General features: G+C 32.9%; 13 protein-coding genes. 5 read left to right on the top strand and 8 right to left on the bottom strand.

What is annotated here, in order from left to right; translation table 11 throughout:
• Positions 1 to 5 precede the first annotated feature (5 nt).
• The 3 genes from HVN35_07630 to HVN35_07620 form a co-directional block, all read right to left on the bottom strand.
• Complete coding sequence (locus HVN35_07630) at positions 6 to 3269, bottom strand: DEAD/DEAH box helicase family protein (GenBank protein ID NYB52409.1); 3264 nt, start codon at positions 3267 to 3269, stop codon at positions 6 to 8.
• A 693-nt stretch (positions 3270 to 3962) separates the two neighbouring features.
• Positions 3963 to 7310, bottom strand: coding sequence for a DUF3883 domain-containing protein (locus HVN35_07625; GenBank protein NYB52408.1), 3348 nt, complete (start codon positions 7308 to 7310; stop codon positions 3963 to 3965).
• Positions 7311 to 7620: 310 nt separating this feature from the next.
• On the bottom strand, positions 7621 to 8043 hold the full coding sequence (locus HVN35_07620; GenBank protein NYB52407.1) for a DUF1232 domain-containing protein: 423 nt from the start codon (positions 8041 to 8043) through the stop codon (positions 7621 to 7623).
• Between the two features lie 260 nt (positions 8044 to 8303).
• Between HVN35_07620 and HVN35_07615 the strand changes: the two genes are divergently transcribed.
• The 4 genes from HVN35_07615 to HVN35_07600 all read left to right on the top strand — a co-directional run bounded on the left by HVN35_07615 (position 8304) and on the right by HVN35_07600 (position 12181).
• A complete protein-coding gene (locus tag HVN35_07615) occupies positions 8304 to 9515 on the top strand; it encodes a putative DNA binding domain-containing protein (protein ID NYB52406.1) in 1212 nt (403 codons plus the stop codon).
• 568 nt (positions 9516 to 10083) lie between these two features.
• Entirely contained in the window at positions 10084 to 11037 is a 954-nt protein-coding gene (locus tag HVN35_07610) for an NERD domain-containing protein (protein NYB52405.1), read from the top strand.
• A gap of 436 nt (positions 11038 to 11473) precedes the next feature.
• Positions 11474 to 11809 (top strand): nucleotidyltransferase domain-containing protein, encoded by a 336-nt coding sequence (locus HVN35_07605; GenBank protein NYB52404.1) that lies wholly within the window; start codon positions 11474 to 11476, stop codon positions 11807 to 11809.
• Positions 11810 to 11914: 105 nt separating this feature from the next.
• Positions 11915 to 12181, top strand: coding sequence for a HEPN domain-containing protein (locus HVN35_07600; GenBank protein ID NYB52403.1), 267 nt, complete (start codon positions 11915 to 11917; stop codon positions 12179 to 12181).
• A gap of 154 nt (positions 12182 to 12335) precedes the next feature.
• Here HVN35_07600 and HVN35_07595 read toward each other — a convergent pair whose 3' ends face one another.
• A complete protein-coding gene (locus HVN35_07595) occupies positions 12336 to 12659 on the bottom strand; it encodes a HEPN domain-containing protein (protein NYB52402.1) in 324 nt (107 codons plus the stop codon).
• Positions 12660 to 12888: 229 nt separating this feature from the next.
• Complete coding sequence (locus HVN35_07590) at positions 12889 to 12963, bottom strand: nucleotidyltransferase domain-containing protein (protein NYB52401.1); 75 nt, start codon at positions 12961 to 12963, stop codon at positions 12889 to 12891.
• Between the two features lie 576 nt (positions 12964 to 13539).
• Here HVN35_07590 and HVN35_07585 point away from each other — a divergent pair.
• Positions 13540 to 13974, top strand: coding sequence for a hypothetical protein (locus tag HVN35_07585; protein NYB52400.1), 435 nt, complete (start codon positions 13540 to 13542; stop codon positions 13972 to 13974).
• A 125-nt stretch (positions 13975 to 14099) separates the two neighbouring features.
• Here the strand turns inward: HVN35_07585 and HVN35_07580 are convergent, their stop codons facing one another.
• The 3 genes from HVN35_07580 to HVN35_07570 all read right to left on the bottom strand — a co-directional run bounded on the left by HVN35_07580 (position 14100) and on the right by HVN35_07570 (position 17758).
• Positions 14100 to 15626, bottom strand: a complete 1527-nt coding sequence (locus HVN35_07580; GenBank protein NYB52399.1) for an MFS transporter — start codon at positions 15624 to 15626, stop codon at positions 14100 to 14102.
• Between the two features lie 453 nt (positions 15627 to 16079).
• On the bottom strand, positions 16080 to 16607 hold the full coding sequence (locus HVN35_07575; protein ID NYB52398.1) for an Hsp20/alpha crystallin family protein: 528 nt from the start codon (positions 16605 to 16607) through the stop codon (positions 16080 to 16082).
• Between the two features lie 365 nt (positions 16608 to 16972).
• A complete protein-coding gene (locus HVN35_07570) occupies positions 16973 to 17758 on the bottom strand; it encodes a peptidoglycan-binding protein (protein ID NYB52397.1) in 786 nt (261 codons plus the stop codon).
• Positions 17759 to 17820 lie beyond the last annotated feature (62 nt).

Genomic DNA, 17820 nt, shown 5'->3' with positions numbered 1-17820 from the left:
ATGAATTATTTCATTATTTCTATAACTTTATTACATAATTTACACATTTCTGGCATTATATTTACAGTTAAATTTTCTTTTGAGATTGCTATTTTATTAACAGGATTTTGAATTAAGAATAGCTCATATGAATTGTTTTTTTCAGCTAAAATGTATAACCAGTAACTTTCCCCGAAACGTTTAGCTTTTAACCATTCATTTAGAGTTAATGTGATTTCACTTTCAGTATCATTCAAATATTTGAAGGAAATAAATCTGAATTTATCCTCTTCCTTTGATTTGATATTGAAGCCTAAGCTTGAAGGTGATAATTGGGGTTCTCTTCCTTCACTTATTTCATAGTCTAAAACTTTGTTAATTTTAGAATTGTTCAGCTTATTAATATCATTTGATTTAACTTTTATAGTGGCAATAAACTTAGGTAAAGATATACTAAGACTTCTTTCTTGGATTATCTCTTTATTCAACTTATTTAATGAAGATTCATATTCTTTTTTCTTTGTTTCTTTATTATATATGGCTAAATCAACATCTTCACCAACATCGGATCTCATGTAAAGTTCCGTTAAATCCTTGTCTATTTCAGTGATTAACTGTTCCAATGATTTAATCCCATACTTTTTTTTCACATTAGCTTGACGCTCCCTTTCGACTTTCAATTCTTTAAGATAATTCTTAACCAATTCAATGACATATATTTTTGTTTTTTCCATATCTAAGTGGACATTAGACGGTTTAGGATCATCGATCGGTTCTAAATTCCATAGTACTGAAGGATCAATTTTTTTAATTTCATATCCATTATCATAAACCGCAAATAATCTTTTACCCACAATTTTATCTTTACCATCTTTCACAGTACCTTCATAAAACCAGAAATATCCATCATACTCTCCTAAAGGATCTTCAAAAGTGCAACCTTTTCGCATCTTTTCATAAAAGGATTCTTCTACCCATTCAATAAGACCCTCTAACAGAGGATGTCCAAAGGTCACTAATTCGGTTCCATTGTTTGCATGGTCTCGATTAAAAGTTATACTAGTGTAAGTTTTTTTGATATTACCATAATTCTTTTTGAATGAATTTCGTCCATTTATTTTACGGATCTCACGTGGAACTGTTCGAATTTGGATTGTTCCATCTTTTCTGATGTTATATCTGCCATTAGCTTTTACAAATGCTTTTTTAAAGAATTCTTCTAAGTATTCCGGTACGAGACTTAATTCAGCATTTATCTCACTTAAATCAAAAATGGATTCATAATCAATGTTGTCTACTAAACCTTGATCTAATAATTCTTTTTTTAACCTTTCCCTGTATTCCCCATCAACTTCAAAATCTAATTCATCTTGAATGTCTACTACACTTCTTTCGCCGGAAACAGCCTCAGCAATTAAATTATAAAGGTCTTTTCCTTGGAAAATATCTCCAATGACATCAAATACTTTATCTGAGCCAATTGATTTTTTTATCTCATTTAATTTATCAAGAATAGTTGCTAATACGGCCCCTTCTCGGGTATTTTCAGCTACAAAATTAAATATATGAACATCTTTTTTTTGCTTATATCTGTGAATACGTCCCATTCGTTGTTCTAATCTGTTAGGATTCCATGGAATATCATAATTTATCATTAAATGACAGAATTGAAGATTTATACCTTCTCCAGCAGCTTCTGTGGCTACCATGACTTGTGTTTGTTCTTTAAAAACCCTTTCAGCTTGAACCCTCTCATCCATGCTCATACCACCGTGTATGGTATTCACTTCATAGCCCCAAGAACCTATTTTTTTAACTAAATAATTCAGAGTGTCTTTTGCTTCCGTAAAAATAAGTATCTTTTCATCACCCAACGAATTCATCACTTCTCTCAGTTTAGAAAGTTTAGTTTCATTTCGTTCCGCTAAAATGGAATTTGCTAATGTTATAAGATGGTCTAACGTTTCAATTTCAGCTTTTAAGGCCACAATAGTATCAACTGTAGTCTTTTTTTCCCATTCTGATTCCATTATCCAACGATCTTCTTCTGATTCATCTTCTAAATCCTTTTCATCAATGGTTTGATATTTTTTTAGTAAATCTGGGTTTTTAATGATCTCTTCGAAACTAGCTTTTTTCCTTTCCAAAGATTTCAATAGTGCATATATGCTTGATGCCATTCTTCTCTGAAGAATTAGAAGGGCAAATGAAAAACCTACCCTTTTATCTCTCATTATAGCTCGATTGAACTGCGTTTGAACATATCTTGATAAATCTTCGTATAATTGAATTTCTTGTTCATTTAAATCGAATTTAACTGTTGTTGTAGATCTTTTAGTGAAAATTGGTTTTAGATCAAAATCTCTTAAATCTTCTTTTATTCTCCTAATAAATAGAGGATTGTCCCCATTTCTCCTTGCTTCATTGATCATCGCTGGATCTGCAAAAAAACCAGGTATCAATAGATCTAGAAGTAGTAGGTAATTTTCTGGATCTCCCTGATGAGGAGTAGCTGTTAAAAACAACATGTGTTCTGTAGTTCTGGATAGAACTTCACCTAAACGATATCTTTGTCTTTTAGAAATTTTTTTACCATACATATATGCAGACATCTTATGGGCTTCATCAACTACTACTAAATCCCATTTTGTTCCACTTAACATTGCACGTATATCTTGTTGTTTTGCAAAATCAATGGAAGTAATATATTGATTTTCTACATCCCAAGCATTTTCTAAACTATAACTATTTATGTATGACCTATTAACAGTTCTAAAAGATTCATTAAACTTTTCTTTCATTTCTCTTTGCCATTGACTGGTTAAATGCCCTGGAGATACTATTAAAATTTTTTGGGCTAGGCCTCTAAGTTTCAACTCTTTGATTATTAACCCGGCCATTATGGTTTTACCTGCACCAGGGTCATCTGCTATCATAAAACGCATTTTAGGTTGTTTTAAAGCATGAAGATATACAGCATCTAATTGGAAAGGAAGAGGATCAATTTTAGAAGTATTCATGGCCAAAAAAGTGTCAAACATCGAAGTATATCTGTATCTTTGTGCTTCTAAAGATAAAAAGACTTCACTTGCGGGTGATGAAAAATCAATTACGAAATCATCAATAACTAATTTTTTTAGATCCTCATCGTCAAGCAAATTTTCAAAAAGCTGATTGGATTGGAATGTGGATCCTATAATAAGTGTATTATCCCCTAATTTTTCAATTTTTTTTATTTCTATTGGTTCTGGCCAAAATGGACCTGATACAGTCATTCCTTCTTTTAACATCTTCTTACTCCCCTATTTAGAAGATTATTTTGATAATTCCACCGAAGGTGAAATATCCAATTGTTCTAATGTTTCTTTGATTTTATTTTCATAATCAGAAGCTGAAATTTCCCCATATTTAACAATTATATTGAATTTAGCTTTGGTTTCAACATCATCAAAAGGACTTTATATTTAAGCGGTCATTTTCATTATAAATGCTACATTTTCCAAAGAAGCTTCTATTTCAAGTTCGATTTCTGAAATTATGTCTTTTTAAGATAATTATAGAATAAGTATATTTCATAGGGTTTATTCTATCCTTTTTCAAACATTTAGGACTTCAATTATCTTAAATTACCAAACAAACGGAGTTTTGGTGGTTATCTTTACATGAACCCGTTTTATAATAATTTCAGAAACTAAATCCATTAGACTTTCATTTTTGATTGAGATAGATGTTATTTCTTATTTTCGTTTATTCCTAAACCAAAATCACCTTTTTTTACTCCATAATAATTGCAGTTTGAACAATTTGACAAATTATCCTTTTATCATCAAAACATAATAAACTGGCGATTAATGTATCTTTTGTACTCAAATAGGCCTTTAGCCATCTTAAATGCATTTTTGATAGTTCCATGGCTAATACTTATTTCTTTTGCGGATTCTTCGCTAACTACTTTAACTTGAAAACTATTCTAAATAAACCTTCTATCCATTTTCCACTTTCTCGTAGACCTTTTCACCCTTTTTCCACTCATCAGGATACACGACCAAACTTACATCAAATTGATTTTCGGCTTTTAGATTAAAAACTGGGTCCTGAATTACATATAAAGTGGGTTTTGTATTAGCATTGGCTACAACGTATAACCAATAATTCTCTCGGAATCTTTTTGCTTTGAACCATTCATTGAGGGTTAACTTCACAATTCCTTCTTCACTACGAGCTTTGACTTCAATATACCTCAATTCATCTTCTTCTCCACGTGAACGAATATCAAAACCTAAATTCAACTTAGAAACATCTTCAGGAATTCTACCTTCCACTTTTTCAAATTCCATGGCAACGTTGATTCCAATCATTTCAATATTAAGTTCTGATTCAGTTTCTTTGGTACTAATCCCATCAAGATCTATCCAATCTTCGTCTTGTATGACTTTAATGGCTCCAATAAATTTAGGCATGGACATACTAACGCTTTCTTCTTTGATAATGTCATCCTTCAACTTATTTAGGGCAATTTCATAGTTCTTCTTCTTTTCTTCTTTGTTGTGGATAGCCAAATCAACATTTTCACCCATTTCTTGCCTAAAGTATAAAGAACTTAGATCGGCATCTAACTCGCTAATGAAGAATTCAAGTGATTTGATACCATATTTACGTTTTATTCCAGATTGTCTTTTTCTTTCTGCTTTCAGATTATTTGTATATTCTTCAATGATTTTTATGGCATGATTTTGTGCTTTAGTTTTGTCAAAATTATGTTTGAAAGGTTTTGAATCATCAATTGGTTCTAAGTCCCATATTATAGATGGGTTGATATCTTCGACTTTTTTTCCGCTTTCATATATGGCAAAAAGCTTCTTACCTACTGTTTGTCCTTTACCGTCATTCACTGTTCCTTCAAAGAACCAGAATAATCCTTCAAATTTATTATTAGGGTCACGAAATACACATCCCCTTTGTAAGGTGTTAGAATAGTTCAGTTCTACCCATTTCAATACTGCTTCAAGAAGTGGATGTCCAAATGATAAAAACTCGTAATCAGAATTTTCAGACGCAAAATTCTTATCAAATGTTAATTTGGGATATGATTTATTTAGCCGACCAAACGATTTCTTGAAATCCGTGTTATCTGCAACTCTTCTAATATCTGAAGGTATGGAATTTATATTTATTGTACCATTTTTTCGAGTGGTGAATTTTCCACCTACTTTTTTAAATGCTTTTTTGAAAAATTCTTCTAAATATTCAGGTACTAAACGGGATTCTTCAGTTAATTCTTCTAATTCTTTAATTGATTTATAATCAATTGAATCAACTAAACCTTCATCTACTAATTCCTTGATTAAGGTACTTTTGTAATTTTCATCTAATGGAATGTCAATGTCTTTTTCTATATCTTCAACACTTCTTTTGCCGGATACTGCATCACTTACCATTTGATATAGATCTTTACCTTGAAAAACATCCCCTATAACATCAAATACTTTGTCAGTACCTATGGAATTTCGAATTTCCTCTAATTTTTCAAGTATTCTTACTAATACTTTCCCTTCTCGAGTATTTTTTGCAACTAAGTTGAATATATTGACATCTTCTTTTTGTTTATATCTGTGAATACGACCCATTCTTTGTTCTAAACGGTTGGGATTCCATGGAATATCATAATTTATCATCAAATGACAGAATTGGAGGTTAATACCTTCACCCGCTGCTTCAGTGGCTACCATTACTTGAGTTTCTTCTTTGAAAACTTTTTCTGCTTCTATTCTTTGAGGCATATCCATTTCACCGTGTATGGTGTTTACTGAATACCCCCAAGAATTAATTTTATCAATTAAATAATCTACTGTGTCTTTAGATTCACTGAAAATGAGGATTTTTTCATCACCAAGGGATTCCATGATGAACTTTAGTTTTTTCAATTTGGTTTCATTACCTAATGCTAGAATGGTTTCAGACATTTCAATTAGTTCACGAAGTGTTTGAATTTCTTCAGCTAATTCTTCCAAATTTAAAGATAGCGTAGCAATTTCCCATTTTTGCTCCTCTTTCCAGCGAACATCCTCTGATTCATCTTCTCTATGGTTGATTCGGGCGGAGATTGCCTGATTGAGCATATCTGGATTATCTAAAATAAATTCGAATTTTTCTTTTTTCCTTTTTAGAGATTTTTGTAAAGCATATATACTAGATGCCATCCTACGCTGTAAGAGTAAAAGTGCAAATACGAAACTCCTCCTTTCTTGATCAATAGCTTTGTTAAACTGATACCTTACATACTCAGATAATTTTTCGTATAATTTCATTTCTTCTTCTGAAAGGTTAAATGCTACAGTTTGAGTAAATCTTTTCGTGAAAATCGGTTTACCTTCAAAATCCCTTAGATCTTCTTTAATTCTTCTTAAAAATAATGGATTTTCGCCTTTTTTTCGTGCCTCATTGAGCATGTTTTGATCGGCAAAAAAACCGGGGGCTAATAGATCGAGGAGCAAGCGGTAATTTTCTGGATCTCCTTTGTGTGGCGTGGCAGTAAGGAATAATAGATTTTCTGCAGTATTAGACAAAACTTCTCCTAATTTGTAGCCTTTTCTTTTAGCAATTTTTTTCCCGTATCGATAAGCTGCCATTTTATGGGCTTCATCTACTACAACTAAATCCCAGTGGACTGGAATTAAGGATTCAATAATATCATCTTGTTTTGCAAAATCAATGGAAGTAATTAGATGATTTTCTACTTCCCACGGATTTTCTGATTGGAATAAATTTATGAATGTTCGATCAACTAATGTAAAATTTTCCTGAAATTTATCCTTTAATTCTCTTTGCCATTGATATTTCAAATGACCTGGAGAAACTATTAATATACGTCTTGCTAATCCTCTTAGCTTTAGTTCCTTGATAATCAACCCTGCCATTATAGTTTTACCAGCACCAGGGTCATCAGCGATCATAAAACGAATCTTAGGATTTTTAAGTACATGTAAATAAACTGCATCAAGTTGAAATGGAAGAGGATCTATTTTCGAAGTATTCATAGCTAAAAAGGGGTCGAACATTGATGCAAATTTATACTTTTGTGCTTCAAGTGAAAGGAAGACTTCACTGGCTGGGGCTGAAAAATCTAATAGAATTTCTCTACCGGTTGCATTTTCACCATCATTATCATTAAGATCTTCAAATTCTGCTTTAGTTAAAAGATGATCTACAGTATCACTAGAGTTTATAGTAGTTCCAATAATGTGGATATAATCTCCCAAATCTTCTATTATTTTTACTTCAATCGGTTCTGGCCAGTAAGGTCCTTCAAGTATTGATCCTTCTTTAATCATTTTCAACTCCCAGTATGGTTTATGCCCAACAGATATTGATTATTATTGTAGATTAATTAATATTTTTATTACATATGTCCTAAGATGTCATAATATTTATTTAACATGTAAATAGAATTTAGTTCTTGATAATAATTAAAAGACCATTAGTTGAATATAAACTCACAAATTGTATTATAAAAATTGTTTTATGTTCAATTTAACTGAAGGAAAGATCTATATGTGATTCTATAGATAAGAAAAAGATATTTTTTTTAAAAAAGCTTAAATTCCTTTGATTAATGAAAAAGTACAAAAATTAGTGAGGATTTTAGACCAATCCAACATATCTTAGAATAGCATCGGTTTTATCTTCAAGAACTTCAATTGATCGGTTATAACATTCTTCAACAATGGATTCTAGTTTTCCTGAACCTATCCAGTATTTTTCCAGTAATTCATAGCTTAAATCCTTCGCAATTTTTTTAATTACATATGCACTTATGTAAATGTCATCAATGTATCCATAAGGACCGTATATCTGTTCAGGAATTACATCCATAGGTATTACATAATATGCAATAGCTGCGCTGATTTCTAACCTCATTTTATTAGTGATATTTTCATCATTCAAAACATCTGTGAGTAATTTGTAGAGAGTAGGACCATGATCTATAAATGATGCATAATCTCCATCATATGATGCTAAATTATCCGATAATACATCATAGAAATCCTTAAATTCATTTTCCATAGAAAACACCATTCTAAGCTTTAAGTTTATATTTATCAAACAATCATAAAAGTATTTCTAATTTCTAAAAGGATTATATGATTTTATATTTCTATTTTTTTATAGAACATTACAATAGTGTTAATTCTATTTAATCCTGGAAAAATAGTGTTAAAAAATCACATAAAACTTTAAATGCATGTGAGTTATAAAAAATTGTTTATATATAATAATATTGATTGTGGAAAATATACTAGGTTGCATATTCTGTTGGTGATAATGTGGTAGAAAACGTTATGCACTTAATGAAAACAGACCCTTATTTCCCTAATAAAGTTGAACTACTGAAAATCCTAAAAAATAAAGCGGCGAAAGGGGAAATAAAAAAGTTACCTGAAGATTTGGCCAGATATTTGGAAGATAACCCCAAACCATACAATCAGTCCAATGAAAATATAAACCCTATAAACTATGGATATAACCTCCTTTATTCACTCCAAATACCATCAAACCTGGACAAAATCGAATACAACGAGAATAAAGTAACACATTGTTATAAACATTTCAAGTTCTTCTCAGATAATATTAAAGAAAATCTATCCTTTTACCAAGGTGAATATGAAAGTTTTATTGATCACGGCCCGGATCTGTTGAAACTGTTAACTTCACTTCTCATTAACGATGATTTAACCGTTGATATGAAATTGAAACTTTCAACTGCTCTTGCTTATTTTGTGGCCCCCAACGATGTCATCCCCGAGGAAAAATACGGGCCTTATGGTTATATTGATGATATATTCCTCTGTACTTACATTCTAAAAGACATAACCCAAAAAGTTGGTTATGAAATATTAGAAGAACACTGGTGTGGGCATGATAAATTAGAAGATGTAATTAGAAAATGTTACGCAGAATCAATGTTCATTCTAGGTGAAAAAACCAACACAATTCTAGAATTTGTTTCTTTTGCTGAAAAATTTAATTATGGGGATCTAAGTTTGGATGATTGTCTCAAAAAAGGGGAAAATGAAGAAATCGAATTTAAATCAACCCTTCTCTGGGATGTTAAACAGAATAATATCAATAAAAATTTACAGAACGTGATCGTGAAAACTATTGCGGGTTTCCTTAACTTCAATGGAGGAATACTTCTCATCGGTGTCAGAGATGATGGAACGATTTTTGGCATAGAACAGGACATGAAATATGTAAAAAGAAATAATAAGGATGGATTCGAACAGAGATTAATACAAATTATTGAAAATAATCTGGGATTAGATGTAATGGAAAATATAACTATCACTTTCGAAGAAAAAGATGGTAAAAATGTATGTTTAGTCAAAATCAAACCGAGTCCAGAACCAATATTCGTAGATACTAATAAAGGATCATTTTTCTATGTTAGGACTGGTAATACCACCAGAGCACTGGACAGTAAACACCAATACAAATACATCAACCACCACTGGAATAGCTTACCATTTAATGAATGATTTCATGGATATTACCATGCGAAATTGTTAGCATGTTTTATAGTTCATTTTTTTATTATAATCTTCAGAATTCTAAATTATTCTACATAATAGTTAATCTATCGATTATAATATGCAACTTTTGTTCCGCACACACCACAGAAAGTTTCGTTACCCGTTAATTCATGGCCACATTTTATGCAATGCATTTTCAGATTTTCAATTTTATCTTTACCATGATATTCAAGTAATTTATTATATTCGCCAGAATCAACCCATTTTAATATTTCAGAAGCTCTCAAAAAAGTCCAAGGATGACTTTTTTCGAAGTTTAGAATTTTTCATCTGTTTATCATTATAATCTAATCATTAACTGGTGTGTGAATGTTGATAAAATTAAGATTGCTTTATTTTCGTTTTTTACCAAACAAAGGCATATTAAAGCAAAGATTGTTTGAAAATATCGCTCAAACCCCAATAACTTTACAGCCCATATTTATCTTAAATTTTATTTATAAGTTGTCCCCTAATAAAAATATTCATTTATGTAATGATTATTGTCCTTTATTTATAATAAAGATGTGGGAAAATGTCTTACTTAATTTGTTTTGAATGCAACCTGTACTATGAAGTAGAGAGCTTAGAGGATGCAGCAGATTTGGAATTAACCCACTGTGAATGTGGGAGGGAACTTGTCTACTTTGAGAATTTAGAGGATTCATACAGGCACACTGATATATCTGATGGACCGGTTACTGAAGTAGATTATGCATATGAAGAAGAAGCCCTTGAACCTGTCAGGGAGAGTATGGCCAATGATTCAACATACACTGAGAAAAAAGCTTCACAATATAAATCCAAACATGAAAAAGGCAATTTTTTTATTTATGCAGGAATTGCTATCTTTATCATAGGATTGGGCACGGGTCTATTTTTCAACTATTTATTATTCGCTTTGGTATTTATTGGAGGATCCCTGGCTATTTATGGAAATTCAATAATTGAAGAAAGTAGACAAAAGGGTTATAGCTGGGAGAAGGGACTTGAAGGTGAAAACTTGGTTTCTAATTATTTAAACACCCTTCCTAAGGATTTTTTTGTATTTAACGATGTGAACTTACCTGGAAAAGGAGGTAACATTGATCATATTGTAGTTGGACCAACTGGCATATATGTAATAGAAACCAAAAACTACAGTGGACGATATCGTATAAAAGGCAACCAATGGCTTTACTATAAACATGGCCAATACATAGAAATTAAAAACAATCCTGGCATTCAAGTCAGACGAAATACATTAAATCTTATTGATTTTTTAAATCAAAGAGGTATTTCCACCAAAAAGACATGGATAACATCTTTGGTAGCATTCAACTGCCCAGACTTTAGAGTCCTTCAGACACCTCAAACATATAAAGTTTTACTTCCTAAAACTGTCCCTGATTATATCTTAAATGGAAAAAAAGAACAGAATATCGATTTATTAAGAAAAGTCGCCCTGGAATTGGAACCTTTTTGTGTAGAGCTTACCTTTGCGCGTTAATCTAAGAATGTTAATTTTTAGAAATTTAATGACTCTTTTAAAACAGATTAAACCAGATTTGCTTCTATCACATTGGCAATGTGACCTAGAACTATATTCCTCGATTAAACTTACCAAATCCGACATAAAAGAATATCTAAATGATTTTTGTAATCCTCAATTGATGAATTTAATCACAGATTGTCAGATAGTTGTCGAATATAGTTAAATTACTGATTTATTTTAACATTGAGCTGTGATTTTTAAAAATCAGAGTGATTAGAGGAATTTTATATGAGGGTATGAACAATTGGATTTTATTTCAAAACTTAAACTAATCTTTTTTTAATTCGCTAGACTACTTAGTAAATTAAGAGTATAGAATAAAAATTATTCAAATAAATTAATTTATATTCAGCTACAAAAGGATTATATAAAGTTTGAAGTGTGATTATTTATGGTTAATAGTCGTTCGAAAAGCGAGATTAAACCACTGACTTCTGACCTTAAAAAGGTTTTAAAGGAACTTTATAGGGATAGGCTAGTTGAAATCATCCTTTATGGTTCATTTGCCCGGGATGACGCAAATGCTGACTCTGATATAGACATTGCCATAGTCCTCAAAGGCAGCGTAGATAAGTTTCAGGAATTGGACAGATTACATGAAGAAACCTATCACTTAGCACTAAAATATGGAGAGCTAATCTCTTTTTATCCAATATCTCAAGAGGATCTTAAAGATACAGAATGGCCCCTTCATTACCATATCCAAAAGGAGGGGGTCAAAGTTTGAAGGATAAAATCGAATTTTTATTTAAAAGAGCCGAAGATAATCTGGAATCTATCCAATTACTTATTGACAATGGTTATCATGACATTGCAATTAGTAGATCTTATTATGCTATGTTTTACGCCAGAAGCGGTTTTACTATCGAAAAATTTAAAATTTTCATCTCATAGTGGGGTTGTTTCCCAGTTTGGTATTCATTTTATTAAAACGGGAGTTTTCAAACCAGAATTAGGACGTGACTTCAATAGAGCATTCGACGACCGTTCATCTGCTGATTACGGATTCAGATCCGAAATAAATAAGGAAACTGCAGAAAAGGCTTTTTATCGTGCAGAAAACTTTGTTAAAGAGCTTAAAGAATACTTGAAGATATGAATTCTATCTACTGCAGAGATTAAAGGATAGATCTTTATAACGAAGAATGAATCGATCCAACTATTACCTCTTACAACGTAGTCAGTTTAGTTTCTTGATGTAGTTAAAAGGAATTCATGATTTTAAGTGGATTCACCACTCAGTTATGATAAGCTTATTCAGATTCCTCCAGAATGTTTGATACTTTTTCTAGAAATTCACGGGCATCTTCAAGTCCAGCCTGGCTTCTTCTGGTCGATATTTCACGGGATACAGAATAATCTGATTCTTCACGAAGCTCTTCGGCAATTCGAAGATTTCTGCCATATTTACGTTCAAGAGGGCCATTTTCGACAAGTTTCTGGCCGAATTCGGAAATAAGGCCTCTGTGAGTTTTAACTGTTATATTTTCCTTTAAAAGTAGAGTACGTGCCCCATAAAACATACTATAATAGGCCCTACTTATAGAATCTTCAAAAAAAACTTGATTAAATAATATTTCAGCAGCTTAAAGCCTTTTCCAAGCTCCTCATAAGCAGATCTATTTCTTCATCAGGATACTATAGGTACACCCTCACTGGATATTGTTTTGAAAAATGAGAAGTTTTTATGTGTCTGGAATTCGTCTTCTGAAACTACTTTGATGGATAGTTCCACACCAGTTTCCAGCTTGATGTTGAAACCTATTCCAATAAGGTTTCGCCTTAATTCAATACTTTCCTTATTTACTATGAAAATATATCCATATCGGAATCTTCCCTGGCCTCCCCTCTGGCCAACGAACCAAATAATATTATTTTTATGGGTTTTTATATCAAAAAACGAATTAATGCCTTTTGATATAATTTACATTATATAATCTGAATTTCATTACTAATTCAAATTAATGTGAAATGCAATATATGATGTTTATTACAATAGTTTATTATAAAATATTTATTTATTAATATCAAAATTTATGACTGTTTTGTGGACATTTCGTAGTATTAATTGATGATGACATCACTGAGTATTTATGTAAATATCACGTGCCTGTTATGGAAAAGTCGCTAAAATGTATAAAGTATGAGTAAAAAAAGTTCCAGGATATTCTGCTATAAAAGTATCAGTGCCGTTTAACACTGAATTTGCGCAATGCACCAGAGTGAAGTCACAGTATCTATAAAGAATAATGAACTTGTGCGTGTTGCAGTACTATTTCCTATCGGAAAAAAATTTCTTATTTTTTTGGTCTGCTGCTATTTTTTTATTATTGTTTTTTTTTTGGTTTTAGTGATGATTGTCACCATAATAGTAAAATAGACTTAACAATTTGTGATTTCAAAATAAATTTGAGCATTATTTATAAAACCTATCTGTTAAAGTAACCTGAGGTTATGATGAAGAGAAAAATTTCCATCATTCTTGCACTAAACTTTCTTTTAGTATTTTCATTTTTAGGTTCTGTGGCCGGGGTTGAAGATGAAGATTGGGAATCTGATAATTGGATTGAAGAACCCGAAAGCTTCGAGGAAGCCATGGAATATAACTTTGTGGACAATGCAGGAGTTGAGGATTTACCAGGAATATCAAGCAGTTTGCCTGTTATGGATACCAAAAATTCCTTTACTATTAATGAAGCCATAAGCCACAACTTGTTAAACCATTTTGGTATTAGTAACCCCCTTCTAATGGTAAGTTCAGATGCCGCTGCTCGTTTTGAAAGACAGAAAAAGAGTACATTGATAATATCATCCGATGAAATCATAGAATACCTTATTGAAGTTCCTGAAGTGATACGTCTTCCTATACCTAGAGAAATAAATAAAAGATAGTTAAATGAGTTGTGAGTTAGATTAATGTATATCTTTGCCGATTAAAGGTTAGGCCATGCAATGTAGGTTATGTGGTGTGTTGGGACGAAAATTTGCTTTTAAAACTCAATTTCTTATAAAATAATTTAACTCATTTCCTCCTCACGCACCATTAAGCTGGTGAATATTGAGATTAGGGTTAAAATAGCCATGGCATACATGGCAGTGTTCATTGATGAACTTATGGTAATATCAGTTGCTCTGGTTATTTTTTCTTGAATTTCTGGTGGAAAAGACAAGTTTTCAGTTTGCATCTTCTCCACGTACTGCACTGCATCATTCTCTGTAACTCCTAGCTGGGCTAACCCTGAATCTTCCAGTGCTGGTGGCAGGCTCATGAATACTCCAAATAGTAGGATAGTTCCTATAAGAGCAGTTCCCATGGATTGCCCCACCCTGCTACCGGTTTCCATAATGGAAGAGGCATCATTCTGCCTTTCCTTGGGAGCAGAACTCAGTATATTATTGGGTAATAGGGTGGTGGTGAACCCGTAGCCTGCACCTATTAAGAAAATGCCTGGTATGAGATCCCATATACTGGTTTTGAGGGAAAAGGTATTCAGGAGGACAAATATGCCCATTAACTGTATTGATAGTCCTATGGTCACCAGATGGCGGGGTTTAAGGTAATCTGCGAATTTACTCACCAGCAGGGCAAAGGTGAGGGTGCCTATGGTAGCTGGTAGGAGTGTGACTCCAGTCATAAATGCATTAAAACCCATAACTTGCTGCACAAAAATGGGGAAAATGAATACCATACCCCCGGTTACCACCACATTGGTCACCAGGCGTATCACATTATTCAGGGTGAAACTTCTGTTCTGGAAAAGTCTAACATCAACCAGTGGGTCTTTTGAAGAATTAATCCTTCTTTTCTGGATGTAATAGAAGATTAAAAGTAGAATTAATCCAAAAATCACCAGGATGATTCCCCAGCTTATATTCTGAGGGTCATCCAAGAACATGATCCCTATCAATAGCAGTAGTAATCCCAGGAAGGAAGTGCTTGCTCCGGATATATCCAATTCAGACCAGGTGGCTGTAGGTTTTGTTTCTTCCAGTTGGCGGGAGTAGATCCATAGTATAACTGCTACTATAACCATAACTGAGAATGCAACTCTCCAGGAGAAGTATGTGGTTAAAAATCCACCCACCAGGGGTCCGGATGCTGCTGCAATGGCTGTGGTAGCTCCGAAGATTCCCAGAGCCCAGATTCTCTCTTTCCCATGGTAGGTTTTACTGATATAGGCAATTATGGCTGGTAGCATCATTGCCGCCCCTATGCCCTCTAGAACTGACCATCCTAGAACCACCATAATCAGGTTGAAACTGATAACAGTTATCAAAGCCCCTATAGCGAAAAGTACAGTGCCTATCAGGAATGTTTTCTTTCGTCCCATGATGTCCTGGAGTTTACCACCCAGGAGTAGTAGGCTGCCCATAACCAGAGTGTATAGGGCAATGGCAAATTGCACACCACTAGCAGTGGTATCAAGATCCATTACCAGATTGGTGATGGAAACCGACATAATAGATGAGTCAATTACAAATACCACACCGGTTATGATTCCAATAATAAGCACAGTCCATTTACCAGAGTCACTTGCATCCAATATACTGCCTCCTAACCTAATAGAAATCTAGAGTGTTAATATTTTGAATATGTACTTTTACTAGAAATAGATTTTGAAAAATTTTCGAACTTAAATAACACGTTAAACTTATCATATAGCTACTTATATTGGAACCAAAATTGAAGCAAATAAATAAATTAAAATTAATATCTTTAGGAAATGAATACTAGTTTTTTAATCATTTTAAATTTATAATAGTCCCCCTAAACCCTGATAAACAAAGAAATTTCATAAACTGCACTTAAAGTAGGAAATCTTTCCAAATAAGTATTTATGCAATAAATTTGTTGTTAAACTATGCACAAGTATATATATCAAAAATAAATCAGCATTTTATTCTCATTATCTCTATTAATCCAATTTTAGAAATAATTACCTTATCACGTAGATATTAACTACAAGAAGGGGAAAAAATGAAAAAAAATAGGAAATTTATTTAATTTCTACCTTGGTCATTCTCTCTTCGGGTTTGGGCTCTCTCAGTGGTATCTTCAGTTCAAGTAACCCATTTTCCATTTTTCCTTCAACTTTGGATGGATCAACTTCTTTGGGGAAATTGATGGTTCTCTGGCAGGATGCATAGGCCCTTTCTCGGTGCAGATAGTTTTCAGACTTCTCTTCCTCTTCTGACTTCTTCTCAGCCTTGAGCACCAGAAGATCCTTATTCAGTTCAATGTTAACATCCTTTTTGTCAAATCCAGGTAACTCTGTTCTTATAATGTATTCATCGTCTTCTTCTATTAAATCAAGCAAAGGTGCTCGGATGGGATGACTGCTTAATGTCCTTGGAATATAAGTTCTCATTGGTAAGAATGGAGCCATTAAGTCATCAATTGACCTTCTAAAGTCCTCGAAAATAGAATCAAATCCACTTGCAAGTTCATGCTCTCGGGTTGGTTGTTTCACCAATGATCCCCCACTTGAAGGAGACTCAACAGTTTCTTTCTTTTCAGTTACCATTTTATCTACCTCCTAGTTTTTTGAGTGTGGCTATTGCAAGATTGGCATTTATTGGTATATTAGTAATTATATAAATACTTTACTATCCATTTTTAGTATTGAATAATATGGGAAATTTCACATAAATGGCCAAATAGAATCTCAATAAATAAAAATAATTAAAGAATCATAGTAATTCTCAAATAATATAGTCTAAATGCATGATAAACTGTGCACAAAATAAAAGTCAACCATTAAAAGCTTTAAACACAATAATTTGATTTGAAATTAAGAAAATAGTATTTTAAACTTGATTTAAAAAAATTAAAAAATTCCAACAGTTTTTAAGATACTGTTGGATAGGAGTTTTATTAGGTGATATAGGCTTAACTGCTGGCAATTACCTGTGCTGAGCCGTCGTGGCTGGTTGCATAGTATCTCTGAGCGTAACCATTACCTTTGTAGTCATAGTCCACCCAGCTACTACCATCCCATACCTCCACGGATCGGTGGTTGGAAACGTAGCTATTGGCGTATTGTACAATTCGTGCTTTACTACCAGATGAAGTTAACTGGCTGTATAGTGCTGCGCTGTTATCCCAGCAGTCACCAGTTCCTTTACCATTACTCCAACTGCTACTGTATGAATTACTGTAGCTTCGTACAGCTGAAGCATAAGCCTTTTTAGAAGAAGAACTTGTGCTGGTACTGGCAGTACTGGTATCTTCACCAGCTGCAGCCTGAACCTGAGCTAAATGTTTATCCCAGGTTTCCATAGCCTTTTTAGTATCATTACCAACGATTCCGTCAACAATTAATCCGGATTCTGTCTGGAAATCTCTAACAGCTTTATCAGTGCTGGCTCCGAATTCACCATCTATATTTCCTTTGTAGTATCCGTAATCAGTTAACCATTGCTGGATTTCTTTGACCTTTTCTCCTGAGGCACCAAGCTTTAGGATTTGGGATTGATTGTTAGTGTTATTTCCCAGGACTTTGCTGGTTTTTTCACCGAATGGTTTATTATTTTGAAGCACATTTTCAGCTTCCTTCACATCTTGGCTGGTTACTCCAATTTTCAAACCATCAGCGGAATATTTATCATTTAAATCAATTTTCTGGCCATCTGAAGCTCCCACAATAGGGATTGCAGCGATAACCAAGCTTAACATGCATATAATAGCATAGCTAGATAATCTATTAATTATATCTCCTCCGTGCCCGAAAAAATTAG

The sequence above is a fragment of the Methanobacteriaceae archaeon genome (genome assembly GCA_013403005.1).
Classification (GTDB): Archaea; Methanobacteriota; Methanobacteria; order Methanobacteriales; family Methanobacteriaceae; genus Methanobacterium.
Note: the sequence above shows the minus strand (reverse complement) of the source record. Positions and strands in the feature narration are given on the sequence as shown.